Raw genomic sequence first — 14,282 nt, forward strand, 5'->3', positions numbered from 1 at the left:
CCCGCTGCTGCGGGCGATGCCCTGGGTGTTCGTGCTGATCTGGAGCACCGGCTTCGTCGTCGCACGTCTGGGCATGCCGCATTCGCCGCCGCTGGGCTTCCTTTCGGTGCGCTATGCCTTGTCGGTGCTGTGCTTTGTCGCGTGGATGCGCTGGTCGAACGTGGCCTGGCCCGAGCGTGTGCAGTGGCGGCATCTCGCGGTGTCGGGCGTGCTGATGCACGCGGGCTATCTCGGCGGCGTGTGGTCTGCGGTGAAGGGCGGCATGGGTGCCGGTACTGTGGCGCTGCTCGTCGGCCTGCAGCCGGTGCTGACGGCCTTGTGGCTGAGCGCCACCGCCGGCGAGCGCAGCCATGTGTCGGCGCGCCAGTGGCTCGGGCTGGTGCTCGGACTCGGTGGGCTCACGCTGGTCGTCTGGCGCAAGCTGGGCGTGGGCGAGGTCACGGCCGCGAACCTCGCGCTCGCCGCCGGTGCGCTGCTGTCCATCACCGCCGGCACGCTCTACCAGAAGCGCCATGTGCGTGTGGCCGACGTGCGTGCCGCCAGCACCGTGCAGTTGATTGCCGCCTTCGCGGTCTCGGCACCGCTGGCGTTGCTGCTCGAGCGCGAGGCGATGCAGTGGCATCCCGACCTGGCGATCGCGATGGCCTGGTCGGTGCTCGCGTTGACGCTCGGCGGCAGTTCGCTGCTCTACCTTCTGATCCAGCGTGGCGCGGCGACACAGGTCACGAGCCTGCTCTACCTCGTGCCGCCATGCACCGCGGCGATGGCATGGCTGCTGTTCGGAGAGGCCTTCACACCGCTCATGTTGATGGGCATGTCGATCACCGTCGTCGGCGTTGCACTGGTCGTGCGCGACGGTCGATGACATGCTGCACAGCGTCGTGTTCCGGGCACACCTAGGAAGCAAATGATTGCGCATAGAATCCCGCTCCGCCCTTGACAGCCTCGGGGGCACGGCTTGTAATGACCCGCGCCCGACGTACCCAGTACCGGCGCGCGCCAGACACCCACCGAATTCCGTTCGAGAACCTTTTGAGAGGGGGAAAACCCGTGAACAAGTCTGAATTGATCGAGCACATTGCCCGTCAGGCGGATATCTCCAAGGCCGCGGCCACGCGTGCCCTGGAAGCCATGATCGGCGGTGTGAAGCAGACGCTGAAGAAGAACAACAGCGTCTCGCTGGTCGGCTTCGGCACCTTCAGCGTCGGCAAGCGTGCCGCGCGCAGCGGCCGCAACCCGCGCACCGGCGCCACGATCAAGATCAAGGCCGCGAAGGTTCCGAAGTTCCGTCCGGGCAAGGCCCTGAAGGACGCGCTGAACTGATTGCACAGTGTTCCGCGGGTGCTTAGCTCAGCTGGTAGAGCGGCGCCCTTACAAGGCGTAGGTCGGGGGTTCGAACCCCTCAGCACCCACCACCCGGCCCCCAGGGGCCAAGCCGGCCGGCCCGCAAGGCCTGCGATAGAATCCCGGCAACTGTCCAGACCCGAAGGCGAACCGAGGTTCGCCTTTGTCGCATCTGGACCTCCCGTTGTCGATCGAGGCGCCCGATGTTCGATTTCGTCCGCAAGCACACCCGCATCCTGCAGTTCGTGCTGGTGCTGCTCATCTTCCCGTCCTTCGTGTTCTTCGGTATCCAGGGCTACAGCCGCTTCACCGGCGGCGAGAACGAGCCCGTCGCCAAGGTCGGCGGCCTCACCATCACGCAGGCCGAGTGGACCGCCGCGCAGCGCGAGCAGGTCGAGCGTGTGCGCCGCCAGATGCCCGGTGTCGACGCGAAGCTGTTCGACACGCCCGAGATGAAGCAGCAGGTGCTCGACGGCCTGCTGCGCGAACGGGTGCTGCTGGTCGCCGCCGACAAGCTGCACCTGGTCACGAGCAACGAGCGGCTGCAGCGCGAGTTGCTCGCCATTCCGCAGCTCGCCTCGCTGAAGAAGCCCGACGGCAGCTTCGACGTCGATGCCTACAAGGCGCTGCTGAATGCGCAGGGCATGAGCCCCGAGATGTTCGAGGCGCGCGTGCGCCAGGACATCACACAGCGCCAGGTGCTGCAGGGCGTCGGTGGCACCGCCTTCGGCCCGGCCGTCAGCAGCGGCGCTGCCTTCGACGCGCTGTTGCAGCAGCGAGAAATCCAGATCCAGCGCTTCGACGCCAAGGACTACCTCGCCAAGGTCACGCCGACCGACGCCGAGCTCGATGCGTACTACAAGGCGCCGGAGAACGCCTCGCAGTTCGAGGCGCCCGAGCAGGCGTCCATCGAGTACCTGGTTCTCGATCTCGACTCGATCAAGAAGGGCATCACCGTTCCCGAGGACGAACTGCGCAAGTACTACGCCGAGAACGAGAAGCGCTACTCGACCCCCGAGGAGCGGCGCGCCAGCCACATCCTGATCAAGGCCGAGAAGAGCGCGCCGGCGGCCGAGCGCGAGAAGGCGAAGGCCAAGGCCGAGCAACTGCTCGCCGAGGTGAAGAAGGCGCCGGGCAGCTTCGCCGATGTCGCGCGCAAGAACAGCGACGACCCCGGCTCGGCGCAGCGTGGCGGCGATCTCGACTTCTTCGGTCGCGGCGCGATGGTCAAGCCATTCGAGGATGCGGCCTTCGGCCTCAAGCGCGGCGAGATCAGCGGTGTGGTCGAGAGTGACTTCGGTTACCACATCATCCAGGTCACCGACGCGCGCGGCGGCGAGAAGAAGAGTTTCGAACAGGTGCGCGCGGAGATCGAGGACGAGGCGAAGAAGCAGCAGGCGCAGACGCGCTTCGCGGCAGCGGCCGTCGAGTTCACCAACATGGTCTACGAGCAGGCCGACAGCCTCAAGCCGGCAGCCGACAAGTTCAAGCTGGAGCTGCGCACGGCGAAGGACGTCAAGCGCGCGCCGGCGCCGGGCGCCAACGGCGCCCTGGCCAATGTCAAGTTCCTCGAGGCCTTGTTCTCGAGCGATTCGGTGAAGAACAAGCGCAACGTCGAGGCGGTCGAGGTCGGCCCGAACCAGCTCGCTTCCGGCCGCATCGTGCAACACGAGCCGGCACGCCAGCGCCCCTTCGATCAGGTCAAGGCCTTGGTGCGCGACAAGGTCGCCGCAAAGCAGGCCGCAGCGCTTGCGCGCAAGGAAGGTGAGGCGCGCCTGGCCGAATTGCAGAAGACGCCGGATGGCGCGATGCCCGGCGCCGCGGTCACGGTGTCGCGCAGTGCCGCGCGCGACGTGCCTCGCGAGGTGCTCGATGCGGCGCTGCGTGCGCCGGGCGACAAGCTGCCGGCATTCGTGGGCGTCGACCAGGGCACGCAGGGCTATGCGGTGGTGAAGATCGCGAAGGTCCTCCCGCGCGACCCGGCGATCGGCGATCCGCAGCGCCTGCAGGCGCAATACGGGCAGTCGTGGGGTGATGCCGAGGCGCAGGCCTACTATGCTGCTCTGAAGGCGCGCCTGCGCGCCGAGACGCTTCCAGCCGCCGCGCTCGCGGCCAGCGCACCGACCGGCAACTGAGTTTCCCGCGCCCGCTCGGTTATACTTTCGGGCTCTGCGGTGGCTGTAGCTCAGTTGGTAGAGTCCAGGATTGTGATTCCTGTCGTCGTGGGTTCGAGTCCCATCAGCCACCCCACCGAACCATGAAAAGCCGGGCCCAACGCCCGGCTTTTTTGTTCCCGTTGCGGAGGCCGTTCAGGCGCGCGACGACAGCTCGCGGATGGTCACCCGGCAGCCGATGCCGCGCGGGCTCAGCTCGCGCCACTCGACCTCGCCGCCGAGTTGCTTGACGCGCTTGCGCACACCACCCAAGCCGAGCCCGTGCGACCAGGCGCGCGGGTTGCGCCCCTCGCCGTTGTCCAGCACCTGCAGGTCCAGCCGGTCCTTGCGCAGAACCAGCGAGACCTCGACACGGGTGGCGCGTGCATGCGCGATGGCATTGCTGACGAGCTCGCGCAGCACACGCGTGAGGGCCGACCATTGCACGACGGTAAGCAGGATGTCCTCGTCGGACTCGAAGGTCCATTCGAGCTGAACATGGGCCGCCGTCAGGCGCTGCGTGAGGTCGGCCTTCCACTCTGCCGCGGCGTGCGAGAGGCGGTGGTTCGGTGCGGCCAGCCCGCGCGTCAGGGTCTTCAGGTCCTGCAGCGTGTGGCGCACGTACTCTTCCATCTCCGGTGACTGGGCCTTGTACATCAGCGTCAGCAGCCGCGCACCGATGTCGTCGTGCAGGTCCTGGGCCAGTCGCGCGCGCTCCTCGCTGCGACCCTGCTCGACCGCCTTGTCGAAGGCGACGGCTCGGCGCAGTTGCTCGACGACGCGTGCCGTCAGCCGCGCATCCTCGAAGGTGAACAAGCGCCGGCCGCGGTTGGCGAAGCGGATGACGATCGAGCCCGATTGCTGCACCGTCTCGCCACCCAGAGAAGGCACTGGAATCATCAGCGTCGAACCGTCGCCGGAGACGCGCGTGGCGCCAACCGAGCGTTCCGCGATGACCACCTCCATCGGCTCGAACAGCTCGCGCAGCAGTTCCGACAGCAGCATGGCGGTGCGCTCCGGGTGCACCTCGACCTCGCGCGCGATGCGGTAGAGCTGCTCGAACATGCGCTCCGTGGTCAGCATGTTGCTGCCCATGAGCTGGTTCAGGATCCATTGGCGCGCGCCCGAGTAGACAGCCAACGAGACGAACAGCGCCAGCGTCAGCGAGGCGAACTGCCCGAGCGAGAACACCGCGACGAAAAGCAGGTCCAGTGACGTGGCCACGGTGCTGACGGCGGCCAGCATCGAGAACTCGCGCATGATCTGCTGCGACCGCGACAGGAACGGCACCAGCAGAAGCAGCGAGGCGAAGAACACGTACCAGACCATCGAGCCGACCGAGGCGATGTTCAGGTGCACGCCTGGATGGGCCACGGCGGCAGCCAGCGCGGCGGTCAACAGCAACCAGGTGGCCAGCGTCACCAGGCCGATGCGGCGCAGCACCGTCGCGAAGGGATGCGGCTCGATCTGGTAGGACCAGCTCATCAGCGCGACCATCGCCAGGCCGTAGACGAGCACCGCGCCCTGCACCCACCACCATCCGAGCGGCAGCGCGCCCAGCGAGACCAGTGCGGTCAGGCCGAAGGCGCCCAGCCAGGCGAGCACTGCGATCACCGCTGCATGTGGCAGGCGGCGCGGGTGCAACGCCGCCGCGTGGACGATTGCCGCTGCCGTCACCAGATCGAAGCCGATGCGCAGCGGCAAGTCCAGGTTCGCGACGCGCACGGGCAGGGCCAGGTCGAGTGTGGACTCGATGGCGATGAAGATCAGGTTGCCTGCCTGTGACACCACCAGCAGCGCATAGAGCAGGTTGCGCCCGTTCGGCTTGGCCAGCAGCACGACCATGGCAACCAGGTAGAGCAGCAGCGCGAGGCTGCACAGCAGCCAGTACATCACCGGCAACCCGGCGAAACCGCGCGGCGCGGTCTGCACCAGGGCACTGCGGCCACCGGCGAACACCAGTTGCACGGCCGGCTGCGACAGCACGTCGTCGAGTTGCTCGTGCAGCAGGTGATGGCGCGCGCGCGCCTCGTCGTCGATCACCCAGCGCGCCGATCGCTGTAGGGTCAGCGAGTCCCTGATCTCGACCGTGCGGCCGTCGGCCTGCACGGCAACCAGCACCTGTCCGACCATCGGGGCGAGAGCAGGGTCCGATGCCTTCGCCAGTTCGACCTGATCGTTCATCGAGGCCCGCCAGCTCGCGTCGATGCGCGGCAGCGATGCCATCTCCCGTGCGAGCAGGAACAGGCCCAGGCAACCGATCAGCGCTGCGAGGACCAGCAGGCGCAACCGCCAGCCCATCCAGCGCGACATCGAATCGCCGGCCAGCGCGAGTCGCTCGCCGAAGCTCGATTCGAGAATGGAGTCACCCGGCGCGAAGGTCGACATCGGCCCCTGCGGCGAGCCCATCGGGCGCGGGTGCCTCGCCGGCGATGACTCGTGCGCCACGGCGCTATGCCTGCGTCAGACCAGACCTTGCTTGCTCGCCAGCACGGCGGCCTCGGCACGGCTGGAGACGTTGAGCTTCTTGTAGATCGACTTGATGTGGTCGTTGACGGTGAACCACTTGATGCCCATCAGGTTCGCGATCTCCTTGATCGTGAAGCCCTTGCTGAGATAGGTCAGCACCTCGCTCTCGCGTGGCGTGAGCCGTTCATGGTCCAGCGGGGCGCCGCGGCCCATGGGTACTGGCCGGCTGCTCTGGAAGCCCGAGTTAAGCGGCGCGGGGCTGCTGTCCACCGGCTGGCCACCGGGACCTTGGCGGAAGTGCGTCAGCAGGCGCCGCGCAATCGCCGGCGACAGCGGCGGCTGGCCACGCACGATCTTCTGCAGTTCCTCGACGAGCACCTCGAACCGGTCTTCCTTGAGCAGGTAGCCGTCGGCGCCGCACTGCAGGGCCGGGAACAGGTGATCGTCATCGGAATAGAGCGTGGTGACGATCTTCGTAGCCGGGTACTTGGACAGTTCGGCCAGCAGTTCCATGCCGTTGCCGTCGGGGAGTTCCAGGTCGACCAGGATCAGCTTGAACGGGTCGGCCGGCTCCTGCCGCGACGCGAGCGGACCGATCTGGCGGCGCGCGCTTTCGAGGTCGCCGGCTTCGGTGATGGCGATCGCGTCACTGAAGCTTTCCCGGACGACGCGGCACAGGAAGCTGCGCGCCACCGGGTTGTCTTCGAGGATCAGGACTTTGACTGACATGCTCCACCCAACACGGCTTCGAGGGGCCGTTCTTGTTTGCGCTGCATGTTAGCGCACTCCGTCACGCATTCCGTCGGAGTGTGACGAAGTTCCCGCCTACGGGGGATCAGCCGTTGACCAGCACCAGCTTGCCGCGCACCTTTCGAGTGCCCATGCGCTCATAGGCCTGCGGCAATGCGGTCATCGGCAATCGCTGGTCGATGACCGGCTTGACCTTGCCTTGTGCATACCACTGGGCCAGTTCGCCCAGCGCGCGGGCGTTGGCCTGCGGCTCGCGGCGGGCGAACTCGCCCCAGAACACGCCGACGATGGACGCGCCCTTGAGCAGCGCCAGGTTCAGCGGCAGGCTGGGAATGCTGCCCTGCGCGAAGCCGACCACCAGGTAGCGGCCGCGCCAGGCGATCGAGCGGAACACCGGTTCGGCGAGGTCGCCGCCGACCGGGTCGTAGACGACGTCGGGCCCCTTGCCGGCGGTCAGCCGCTTGAGTTCGTCGCGGATGTTCGCGCTGGTGTAGTTGATCGTCTCGTCGGCGCCGATCTCGCGGCACAACAGGCACTTCTCGTCGCTCGAGGCGGCGGCGATCACATGCGCGCCGACGGCCTTGCCGATCTGGATCGCCGCCGTGCCCACGCCGCCGGCCGCGCCCAGCACGAGCAGGGTCTCGCCGGCCTTCAGTGCGGCGCGATCGACCAGCGCATGGTGGGTGGTGCCGTAGGTCAGCACGAAGGCCGCGGCATCGTCGAAGGCAAAGCCCGCGGGCAGGGGCATCACCACGGCCGCAGGCACGCAGGCATGCGTGGCGAAGCCACCGGTGCCCGAGAAGGCGGCCACCGCGTCGCCCGGCTTCACATGCTTGACGCCATCGCCCACCGCCTCGACCACGCCGGCGAACTCCGAGCCCGGCACGAAGGGCGGGTTCGGCTTCATCTGGTACTTGTTCTGCACGATCAGCAGGTCCGGGAAGTTCAGGCTCGCCGCGCGGATGGCGATCAGCACCTCGCCGGCTGCCGGCTGGGGCGTCGGCAACTCCTTCCAGGCCACGGCGTCGACGCCGGTCGGGTTCTCGCACAGCCAGGCATGCATGGGGGTCTCCTCGGACGCGGTCGATGTGGCGGCGCATGATAAGCATCAACCAGCCGGTACTCCGTCGCCTGCGCGACGCGTCCCTACAATGCAGCCATGCGCATCCTCATTGCCAACGACGACGGCTACCTGGCGCCTGGCATCGCTGCTCTCGTGCAGGCCTGCGCGGGGCTCGGCGAGATCGACGTGGTCGCGCCCGAGCAGAACGCGAGCGGCACCTCGAACTCGCTGACGCTGACGCGGCCACTGTCGGTCTATCCGGCACGCCACGGGCACGGCGACGCGGTGAACTCGTTCCGCTACATCAACGGCACGCCGTCGGACTGCGTGCACGTCGCGCTGACCGGCCTGCTGCCGCAGCGGCCGGATCTCGTCGTCTCGGGCATCAACAACGGCGCCAACATGGGCGACGACACCCTGTACTCGGGCACGGTGGCCGCGGCGATGGAAGGCTTCCTGTTCGGCATTCCGGCGATCGCCTTCTCCCAGGTCGAGAAGGGCTGGGGCCATCTCGATGCCGCGGCGCGTGTCGCGCGCGCCGTGATCGAGCAGGCGCTGCGTCAGCCGCCCGCCGGCGCTGCCTGGCTGCTCAACGTGAACATCCCGAACCGCGCCGATGCCGATCGACTGCCGCGGCAGATCACGCGGCTCGGCCGGCGCCACGCCAGCGAGCCGGTGATCCGCCAGACCAGCCCGCGCGGCGAGACGATCTACTGGATCGGGCCTGCCGGCGATGCGCGCGAAGGCGGCGAAGGCACCGACTTCCATGCCACCGCCAACGGCGCCGTGTCGGTCACGCCACTGCAGGTGGATCTGACGGACCATTCCGCGCTGCCGGCGTGGCAGGCCTGGGCGGCCGGCTCGGCTTCATGAGCGACGGCGGCCCGAAAGGCCCGCGTTTCCCGCTGCGGCTCGACCAGGTCGGCGGTGCGCCGGCCGCGCCCAGGCCGATGCTGCGTCCGCAGGCACCGCTGCAGCAGGCCCACGCCGACGCGGTACGCCGTGCCGCGCCTTCGGGCCTCGGACTCGACTCGGCCGATGTGCGCCGCCACATGGTTCAGCGGCTGCACGCGCAGGGCCTGCAGCACGAGGCCGTGCTTGCCGCGCTCGACAGCGTACCGCGGCACTTGTTCGTCGACGCAGCGCTCGCGACACAGGCCTACGAGGACACCAGCCTGCCGATCGGCCACGGGCAGACGATCTCCAAGCCGTCGGTCGTCGGCCGCATGCTCGAACTGTTGATGCAGGGCGCGAACGCGCGTGCCGGTCAATCACTCGGGCGGGCGCTGGAGATCGGCACCGGCTGCGGCTACCAGGCGGCGCTGCTGGCGCGTCTGGCGAAGCAGGTGATCTCGATCGAGCGGCTGCGCCCGCTGCACGACAAGGCACGTGAGCATCTTGCGGCGCTGAGGCTGACGCAACTGCGTCTGGTGTATGGTGACGGCATGCGGGGACACCCGCCGAACGCGCCGTACGACAGCATCATTGCCGCCGCAGGCGGTGAAGCGCTGCCGCCGGCATGGCTGGAACAGTTGGCAATCGGCGGCCGCCTGGTGGCGCCCTTGCAGGAACCTCGCACTCACAGGCAGGTTCTCGTCGTGGTCGATCGCCACGAACACGGGTACGCGCACAGCGTTCACGAAACGGTGAAGTTCGTGCCCCTAAAATCAGGTCTCGGTGGTTGATGCATGAATGATCAGAAGGTGAGTCCCTCTTCGATGCGCCGCGGCACGGGCAGCGCGATGCTGTTGTGCGTGGCCCTGCTGGCCGGTTGCGCCACGTCGAAGCATCCGGCGCCGGTCGAGGATCGTGTCGTCGGTGGCCGCAGCACGCTGGCCACGCCGCCGGCGCCGGGCTCGGTTCCGGCCCAGCCCGCCGCCGATGCGGCCAAGCCGTTGCCGGGCGCGGAGAACGCCGGCAAGCCGGGCTACTACACCGTCAAGCCCGGCGACACGATGATCCGCGTCGGGCTCGAAAGCGGTCAGAACTGGAAAGACCTGGTCAAGTGGAACAACCTCGACAACGCGAACGTGATCGAGGTCGGACAGGTGCTGCGTGTCGTGCCGCCGGGCAATGACGCCGGTGTGTCGACGCGGCCGGTGACTGCCGCCAGGGCCGAGACGCGGCCGCTCGATGCCAAGCCCGCGCCGGTGGCCGCCAGCGGCACGGCACCTGTCGCCCCGGCCGTTCCGACCAACGTGAGCACCGCTGCCGCACCGCAGCGCGACGGTGATGACGACGTCAACTGGATGTGGCCGGCCTCCGGCCCGGTCAACAACGTCTTCGAGGAAGGCAAGAGCAAGGGGATGGGCATCGCCGGCAAGCTTGGCGACCCGGTGCTGGCGGCCGCCGACGGCCGCGTGGTCTACGCCGGCTCGGGCCTGCGCGGCTACGGCAACCTCGTGATCCTCAAGCACAACGCCACCTACCTGACGGCATACGCGCACAATCAGACACTGCTCGTCAAGGAGGATCAGGCCGTGAAGCGCGGACAGAAGATCGCCGAGATGGGCAACACCGACTCCGACCGCGTGCTGCTGCACTTCGAGATCCGCAAGCAGGGCAAGCCGGTCGATCCGGCCAAGCTGTTGCCGCCGCGCTGACGGCGATCACGGGGGAGCACCGACCATGCCCAGAAAGCGCACATCGCTCGACGGGAAATCGGTCAGCCCCCCACCGCTGCTGAATGGCCATGCGCTGACCGACGGTGACGGGCTCTCCTCCGAGATTCCCGCCCCCGACGCCGACGACGAGCCCGCCGGGGCGGAACGCCCCGCGACCTTGCTCGCCGCCGGGGAGGGCGAGGTCGGCAACACGCTGCAGACCTATCTGCGCGAGATCCGCCGCGCACCGCTGCTGACGCCGCAGCAGGAGTACGACACCGCGGTGCGCGCGCGAGGGGGCGATTTCGAGGCCCGCCAGGCGATGATCGAACACAACCTTCGCCTGGTGGTCAGCATCGCGAAGAACTACCTCGGCCGCGGCCTGCCGATGCCCGACCTGATCGAGGAGGGCAACCTCGGCCTGATGCACGCGATCGGCAAGTTCGAGCCCGAGCGCGGCTTCCGCTTCTCGACCTACGCCTCGTGGTGGATCCGCCAGAGCATCGAGCGGTCGATCATGCACCAGGCACGGCTGGTGCGGCTGCCGGTGCATGTGGTTCGCGAGCTCAACCAGGTGCTGAAGGCACGCCGCGCCCTGGAGGCGCAGGCGCCCGATGGCATCGACGGCGAGCGGCCGGTACGCGTCGAGGACGTGGCGGCTGCGGTCGGCCGGCCGGTGCACGAGGTGGCCGAGTTGCTGCGCTTCGCCGAACAGCCGACCTCGCTCGACGCGCCGCTCGAGCGCCACCCCGCCGAGGGCAACTCGGAGTCGGTACTCGACACCGTTGCAGACGACGGCGCCAGCGATCCGATGAGCCTGACGCTGTCCAACGAGGTCGAACGCCTGCTCGATCACGGCCTGGAAGAACTCAACGACCGCGAGCGCGAGGTGCTGGCCGGCCGCTATGGCCTGCGCGATCGCGAGCCGGAGACGCTCGAGGTGCTGGCCGAGCGACTGGGCCTGACGCGCGAGCGCATCCGTCAGATCCAGCAGGAAGCGCTGCTCAAGCTGAAACGTCGCATGCTGCGCAACGGCATCGACCGCGACTCGGTCTTCTAGAGAGAAGCTTCCAACATCTGCCGATACTCCTCGCGCGTGGCGATGCGCGGGTTGGTCTTGTGGCAGTGGTCGGCCATGGCGCCATCGATGATGCGCTCGAACAGTTCCGGCCCCACGCCCATGGCCCGCAGGCCGTTCGGCAGGCCCAGGCGTGCGTTCATGTCGCGGATCGCCTCGGCGACTTCGGTGCCGGCGCTGTCACAGGAACCGATGCCCATCGCATGCGCGATGCGCGCGAGGCGGCGGTCACGCTGCATCGATTCCGCCGGCGCATTGAAGCGCACCACGGCCGGCAGGAAGACGGCGTTGAGCGTGCCGTGGTGCAGCTTCGGATTGACGCCGCCGAGGCTGTGGCTGAGGCTGTGCACGCAGCCCAGGCCTTTCTGGAAGGCCATCGCGCCCTGCATGCTCGCGCTCATCATCTGCCAGCGTGCATCGCGGTCGGCCCCATTGCGCGTCGCGCGCTCGATGTGCGCCCAGCCGCGCTCCAGGCCGTCGAGGCCGATGCCGTCGGCCGGCGGATTGACGGCCGGCGCCATGAAGGTTTCGAGGCAATGCGCGATCGCATCCATGCCGGTGGCTGCGGTCAGCATCGGCGGCAGGCCCAGGGTCAGCGCGGGGTCGCAGATCGCCCCCTTGGGCACGAGGTGCCAGCTGTGGAAGCCGAGCTTGCGACCATCGTCGACGATGACGATCGCGCCGCGCGCCACCTCGCTGCCGGTGCCGGCAGTCGTCGGCACGGCGATCAGCGGCGACACACGCTCGCTGATCTTCGGGCTGCCGCCTTCGATCGTCGCGTAGGTCTTCAGCGGCCCCTCGTGCGTGGCGGCGATGGCAACCCCCTTGGCCAGGTCGATGCTCGAACCGCCGCCGACCGCGACCAGTCCGTCGCAGCCGGCCTCGCGGTACACCGCGACGGCGGCGCGCACCGCGGCTTCGGTCGGATTCGACGGCGTCTGATCGAACACCGCATGGGGCAGGGTGCCCAGCGGCGCGAGCGCCTTGTCGAGCACGCCGGCCGCACGCACGCCCGCGTCGGTGACGATCAGCGGCTTGCGCATGCCGACACGTTCGCATTCCTGCGCCAGCAGCGACACCGCGCCGAAGTCGAGCTGGATCTGGGTGATGTAGTTGATGAAGGCCATGGCTGCGAGTGTAGGCAGCGCGCGTCGGTGCGCAACCGGGCGCACCCGTGTGTGGCAGACTGCCGCCCGCCCATGAGCACCCATCTGTTGACTCCCCGCATGGCCGGCGTGCTGGACCGCATCCGCCGCGCCAATCGCCCGCCGTTCCACACGATGACGCCGCAGCAGGCGAGAGTCGCCTACGTGACAGGCGCCGAGGTGCTGGACCTGCCGCGCGCGCCGATGGCGAAGGTGGAGAACCTGCAGGTGCCTGGGGCCGATGGGGCGCTGCTCGCCGCAAGGCGCTACCGCCCGAACGAGTCGGCGCGCGGCACGCTGCTGTATCTGCACGGCGGCGGCTTCACGATCGGCGGGCTGGAGACGCACGACAGCCTGTGCCGGCAGCTCGCGCTGCACAGCGGCGCCGAGGTGCTGGCGCTGGACTATCGGCTGGCGCCGGAGCATCGCTTCCCGACCGCGGTGGACGATAGCTGGTCCGCGCTGCGCTGGCTGCACGGCGAGGGACGAACGCTGGGCTTCGACAGCGATCGCCTGGCCATCGGTGGCGACAGCGCCGGCGGCACGCTGGCCGCGGTCGCGGCCATCTTGGCGCGTGACCACGGCCTGCCGCTGCGCGCGCAGCTGCTGATCACGCCTGGCACCACGGCCCACGCCGACACCGCCTCGCACCACCTGTTCGCCAACGGTTTCCTGCTCGACGCCACCACCATCGAGTGGTTCTTCGAGCAGTACATCGATCGATCACAGCGCAGCGACTGGCGCTTCGCTCCGCTGAACGCCGAAGAGCTCGACGGCGTGGCGCCGGCGATCGTGCTGGTCGCCGAGTGCGACCCGCTGTGCGACGAAGGCGTCGCCTACGCCGACCGTCTGCGTGCCGCAGGAGTGGAGGTCACGCTGGACCTGGTGCGCGGCGTGACCCATGATTTCATCAAGATGGGCCGCGCGCTCGACGAGGCCCGCCATGCACAGGCTGCGCTCGGCGCGGCATTGAGGAGGGCCTTCGAGCCATGAAGCGAAGCGAGTTCCGGTTCTTCGATCGCCTGCGCGTGCGCTGGGCGGAGATCGACGCGCAGAAGATCGTCTTCAACGCGCACTACCTGATGTACTTCGACACCGCGGTGGCCGGCTACTGGCGCGCGCTGGCCTTGCCCTATGCGCAGTCGATGGAGTCGCTCGGCGGCGATCTCTACGTGCGCAAGGCCACCGTCGAGTACCACGGCTCGGCGCGCTACGACGACCGGCTCGACGTCGGCATGCGCTGCGCGCGCATCGGCAACTCGTCGATCCAGTTCCTCGGCGGCGTGTTCCGTGGCGACGACCTGCTGGTCGAGGGTGAACTGGTCTACGTCTTCGCCGACCCGCACAGCCAGACCTCGCGGCCGGTGCCGGCGTCGCTGCGCGCCGTGCTCGAAGGCTTCGAGGCGGGGCAGGGGATGGTGGAGGTGAGGGTGGGCGACTGGGCGACGCTCGGGCGCGACGCCGGGGCGATCCGCACCGAGGTCTTCATCGAGGAGCAGCGCATCCCCGCAGAGATGGAATGGGATGCGGCCGATGCCGAATGCCTGCACGCGGTGGCCCACAACCGCTTCGGCCTGCCGCTGGCCACCGGGCGGCTGCTGCAGCATGTGCCGGGGGTGGCGAAGATCGGTCGCATGGCGGTGATTGCGTCGGTGCGTGGCAGCGGCGTGGGCCACG

The 14,282-nt window shown here is 68.6% G+C and carries 13 protein-coding genes and 2 tRNA genes; 11 read left to right on the plus strand and 4 right to left on the minus strand.

From position 1 onward, the window contains the following. Positions 1–16 precede the first annotated feature (16 nt). The 5 genes from AAG801_RS16130 (at position 17) to AAG801_RS16150 (ending at position 3,594) form a co-directional block, all read left to right on the plus strand. Positions 17–865: a DMT family transporter gene (locus AAG801_RS16130; protein ID WP_341889289.1), complete on the plus strand. Its 849-nt coding sequence runs from the start codon at positions 17–19 to the stop codon at positions 863–865. Positions 866–1,050: 185 nt separating this feature from the next. Beyond that, positions 1,051–1,323, plus strand: a complete 273-nt coding sequence (locus AAG801_RS16135) for an HU family DNA-binding protein (RefSeq protein ID WP_341889290.1) — start codon at positions 1,051–1,053, stop codon at positions 1,321–1,323. A gap of 16 nt (positions 1,324–1,339) precedes the next feature. After that, positions 1,340–1,415 (plus strand) — tRNA-Val (locus AAG801_RS16140). Between the two features lie 132 nt (positions 1,416–1,547). Beyond that, positions 1,548–3,479 carry a SurA N-terminal domain-containing protein gene (locus AAG801_RS16145; RefSeq protein WP_341889279.1) on the plus strand — a complete coding sequence of 644 codons (1,932 nt, stop codon included), beginning with the start codon at positions 1,548–1,550 and terminating at the stop codon, positions 3,477–3,479. A 39-nt stretch (positions 3,480–3,518) separates the two neighbouring features. Beyond that, positions 3,519–3,594: transfer RNA gene (locus AAG801_RS16150), tRNA-His, on the plus strand. A 59-nt stretch (positions 3,595–3,653) separates the two neighbouring features. On the opposite strand, the gene AAG801_RS16155 is transcribed toward AAG801_RS16150, so the two are convergent. The 3 genes from AAG801_RS16155 to AAG801_RS16165 all read right to left on the minus strand — a co-directional run bounded on the left by AAG801_RS16155 (position 3,654) and on the right by AAG801_RS16165 (position 7,779). Next, on the minus strand, positions 3,654–5,906 hold the full coding sequence (locus tag AAG801_RS16155; protein ID WP_341889280.1) for an ATP-binding protein: 2,253 nt from the start codon (positions 5,904–5,906) through the stop codon (positions 3,654–3,656). Between the two features lie 54 nt (positions 5,907–5,960). After that, positions 5,961–6,695: a response regulator transcription factor gene (locus AAG801_RS16160; RefSeq protein ID WP_341889281.1), complete on the minus strand. Its 735-nt coding sequence runs from the start codon at positions 6,693–6,695 to the stop codon at positions 5,961–5,963. A 106-nt stretch (positions 6,696–6,801) separates the two neighbouring features. Continuing rightward, complete coding sequence (locus AAG801_RS16165) at positions 6,802–7,779, minus strand: NADPH:quinone oxidoreductase family protein (protein WP_341889282.1); 978 nt, start codon at positions 7,777–7,779, stop codon at positions 6,802–6,804. 96 nt (positions 7,780–7,875) lie between these two features. On the opposite strand from AAG801_RS16165, the gene surE reads away from it, so the two are divergent. From surE to rpoS, 4 genes are read left to right on the plus strand one after another with little or no spacing between them, the layout of a single operon-like run. Further along, a complete protein-coding gene (gene surE, locus AAG801_RS16170; RefSeq protein ID WP_341889283.1) occupies positions 7,876–8,652 on the plus strand; it encodes a 5'/3'-nucleotidase SurE in 777 nt (258 codons plus the stop codon). Continuing rightward, positions 8,649–9,464, plus strand: a complete 816-nt coding sequence (locus AAG801_RS16175; protein WP_341889291.1) for a protein-L-isoaspartate(D-aspartate) O-methyltransferase — start codon at positions 8,649–8,651, stop codon at positions 9,462–9,464. The genes surE and AAG801_RS16175 overlap by 4 nt, the downstream gene beginning before the upstream one ends. 33 nt (positions 9,465–9,497) lie before the next feature. After that, a complete protein-coding gene (locus AAG801_RS16180; RefSeq protein WP_341889292.1) occupies positions 9,498–10,382 on the plus strand; it encodes a peptidoglycan DD-metalloendopeptidase family protein in 885 nt (294 codons plus the stop codon). A 25-nt stretch (positions 10,383–10,407) separates the two neighbouring features. Continuing rightward, positions 10,408–11,442 carry an RNA polymerase sigma factor RpoS gene (gene rpoS, locus AAG801_RS16185; protein ID WP_341889284.1) on the plus strand — a complete coding sequence of 345 codons (1,035 nt, stop codon included), beginning with the start codon at positions 10,408–10,410 and terminating at the stop codon, positions 11,440–11,442. Here the strand turns inward: rpoS and AAG801_RS16190 are convergent. Then, a complete protein-coding gene (locus AAG801_RS16190) occupies positions 11,439–12,587 on the minus strand; it encodes an iron-containing alcohol dehydrogenase (protein ID WP_341889285.1) in 1,149 nt (382 codons plus the stop codon). The genes rpoS and AAG801_RS16190 overlap by 4 nt on opposite strands. A gap of 99 nt (positions 12,588–12,686) precedes the next feature. On the opposite strand from AAG801_RS16190, the gene AAG801_RS16195 reads away from it, so the two are divergent. Both AAG801_RS16195 and AAG801_RS16200 read left to right on the plus strand, forming a co-directional pair. After that, positions 12,687–13,598, plus strand: coding sequence for an alpha/beta hydrolase (locus AAG801_RS16195; RefSeq protein WP_341889293.1), 912 nt, complete (start codon positions 12,687–12,689; stop codon positions 13,596–13,598). Further along, on the plus strand, positions 13,595–14,282 hold a 688-nt coding region (locus AAG801_RS16200; protein WP_341889286.1), incomplete at its 3' end, for a YbgC/FadM family acyl-CoA thioesterase. The genes AAG801_RS16195 and AAG801_RS16200, both read left to right, overlap by 4 nt.

Source organism: Variovorax sp. YR752 (assembly GCF_943372545.1).

What these genes read in the sequence shown, in the direction of transcription:
- AAG801_RS16180 (WP_341889292.1), top strand. Translation starts at nt 9,498, where the DNA reads ATGCGCCGCGGCACGGGCAGCGCGATGCTGTTGTGCGTGGCCCTGCTG.
- AAG801_RS16145 (WP_341889279.1), top strand. Translation starts at nt 1,548, where the DNA reads ATGTTCGATTTCGTCCGCAAGCACACCCGCATCCTGCAGTTCGTGCTG.
- AAG801_RS16195 (WP_341889293.1), top strand. Translation starts at nt 12,687, where the DNA reads ATGGCCGGCGTGCTGGACCGCATCCGCCGCGCCAATCGCCCGCCGTTC.
- surE (WP_341889283.1), top strand. Translation starts at nt 7,876, where the DNA reads ATGCGCATCCTCATTGCCAACGACGACGGCTACCTGGCGCCTGGCATC.
- AAG801_RS16175 (WP_341889291.1), top strand. Translation starts at nt 8,649, where the DNA reads ATGAGCGACGGCGGCCCGAAAGGCCCGCGTTTCCCGCTGCGGCTCGAC.
- AAG801_RS16165 (WP_341889282.1), bottom strand. Translation starts at nt 7,779, where the DNA reads ATGCATGCCTGGCTGTGCGAGAACCCGACCGGCGTCGACGCCGTGGCC.
- AAG801_RS16190 (WP_341889285.1), bottom strand. Translation starts at nt 12,587, where the DNA reads ATGGCCTTCATCAACTACATCACCCAGATCCAGCTCGACTTCGGCGCG.
- AAG801_RS16155 (WP_341889280.1), bottom strand. Translation starts at nt 5,906, where the DNA reads ATGGGCTCGCCGCAGGGGCCGATGTCGACCTTCGCGCCGGGTGACTCC.
- rpoS (WP_341889284.1), top strand. Translation starts at nt 10,408, where the DNA reads ATGCCCAGAAAGCGCACATCGCTCGACGGGAAATCGGTCAGCCCCCCA.
- AAG801_RS16160 (WP_341889281.1), bottom strand. Translation starts at nt 6,695, where the DNA reads ATGTCAGTCAAAGTCCTGATCCTCGAAGACAACCCGGTGGCGCGCAGC.
- AAG801_RS16130 (WP_341889289.1), top strand. Translation starts at nt 17, where the DNA reads ATGCCCTGGGTGTTCGTGCTGATCTGGAGCACCGGCTTCGTCGTCGCA.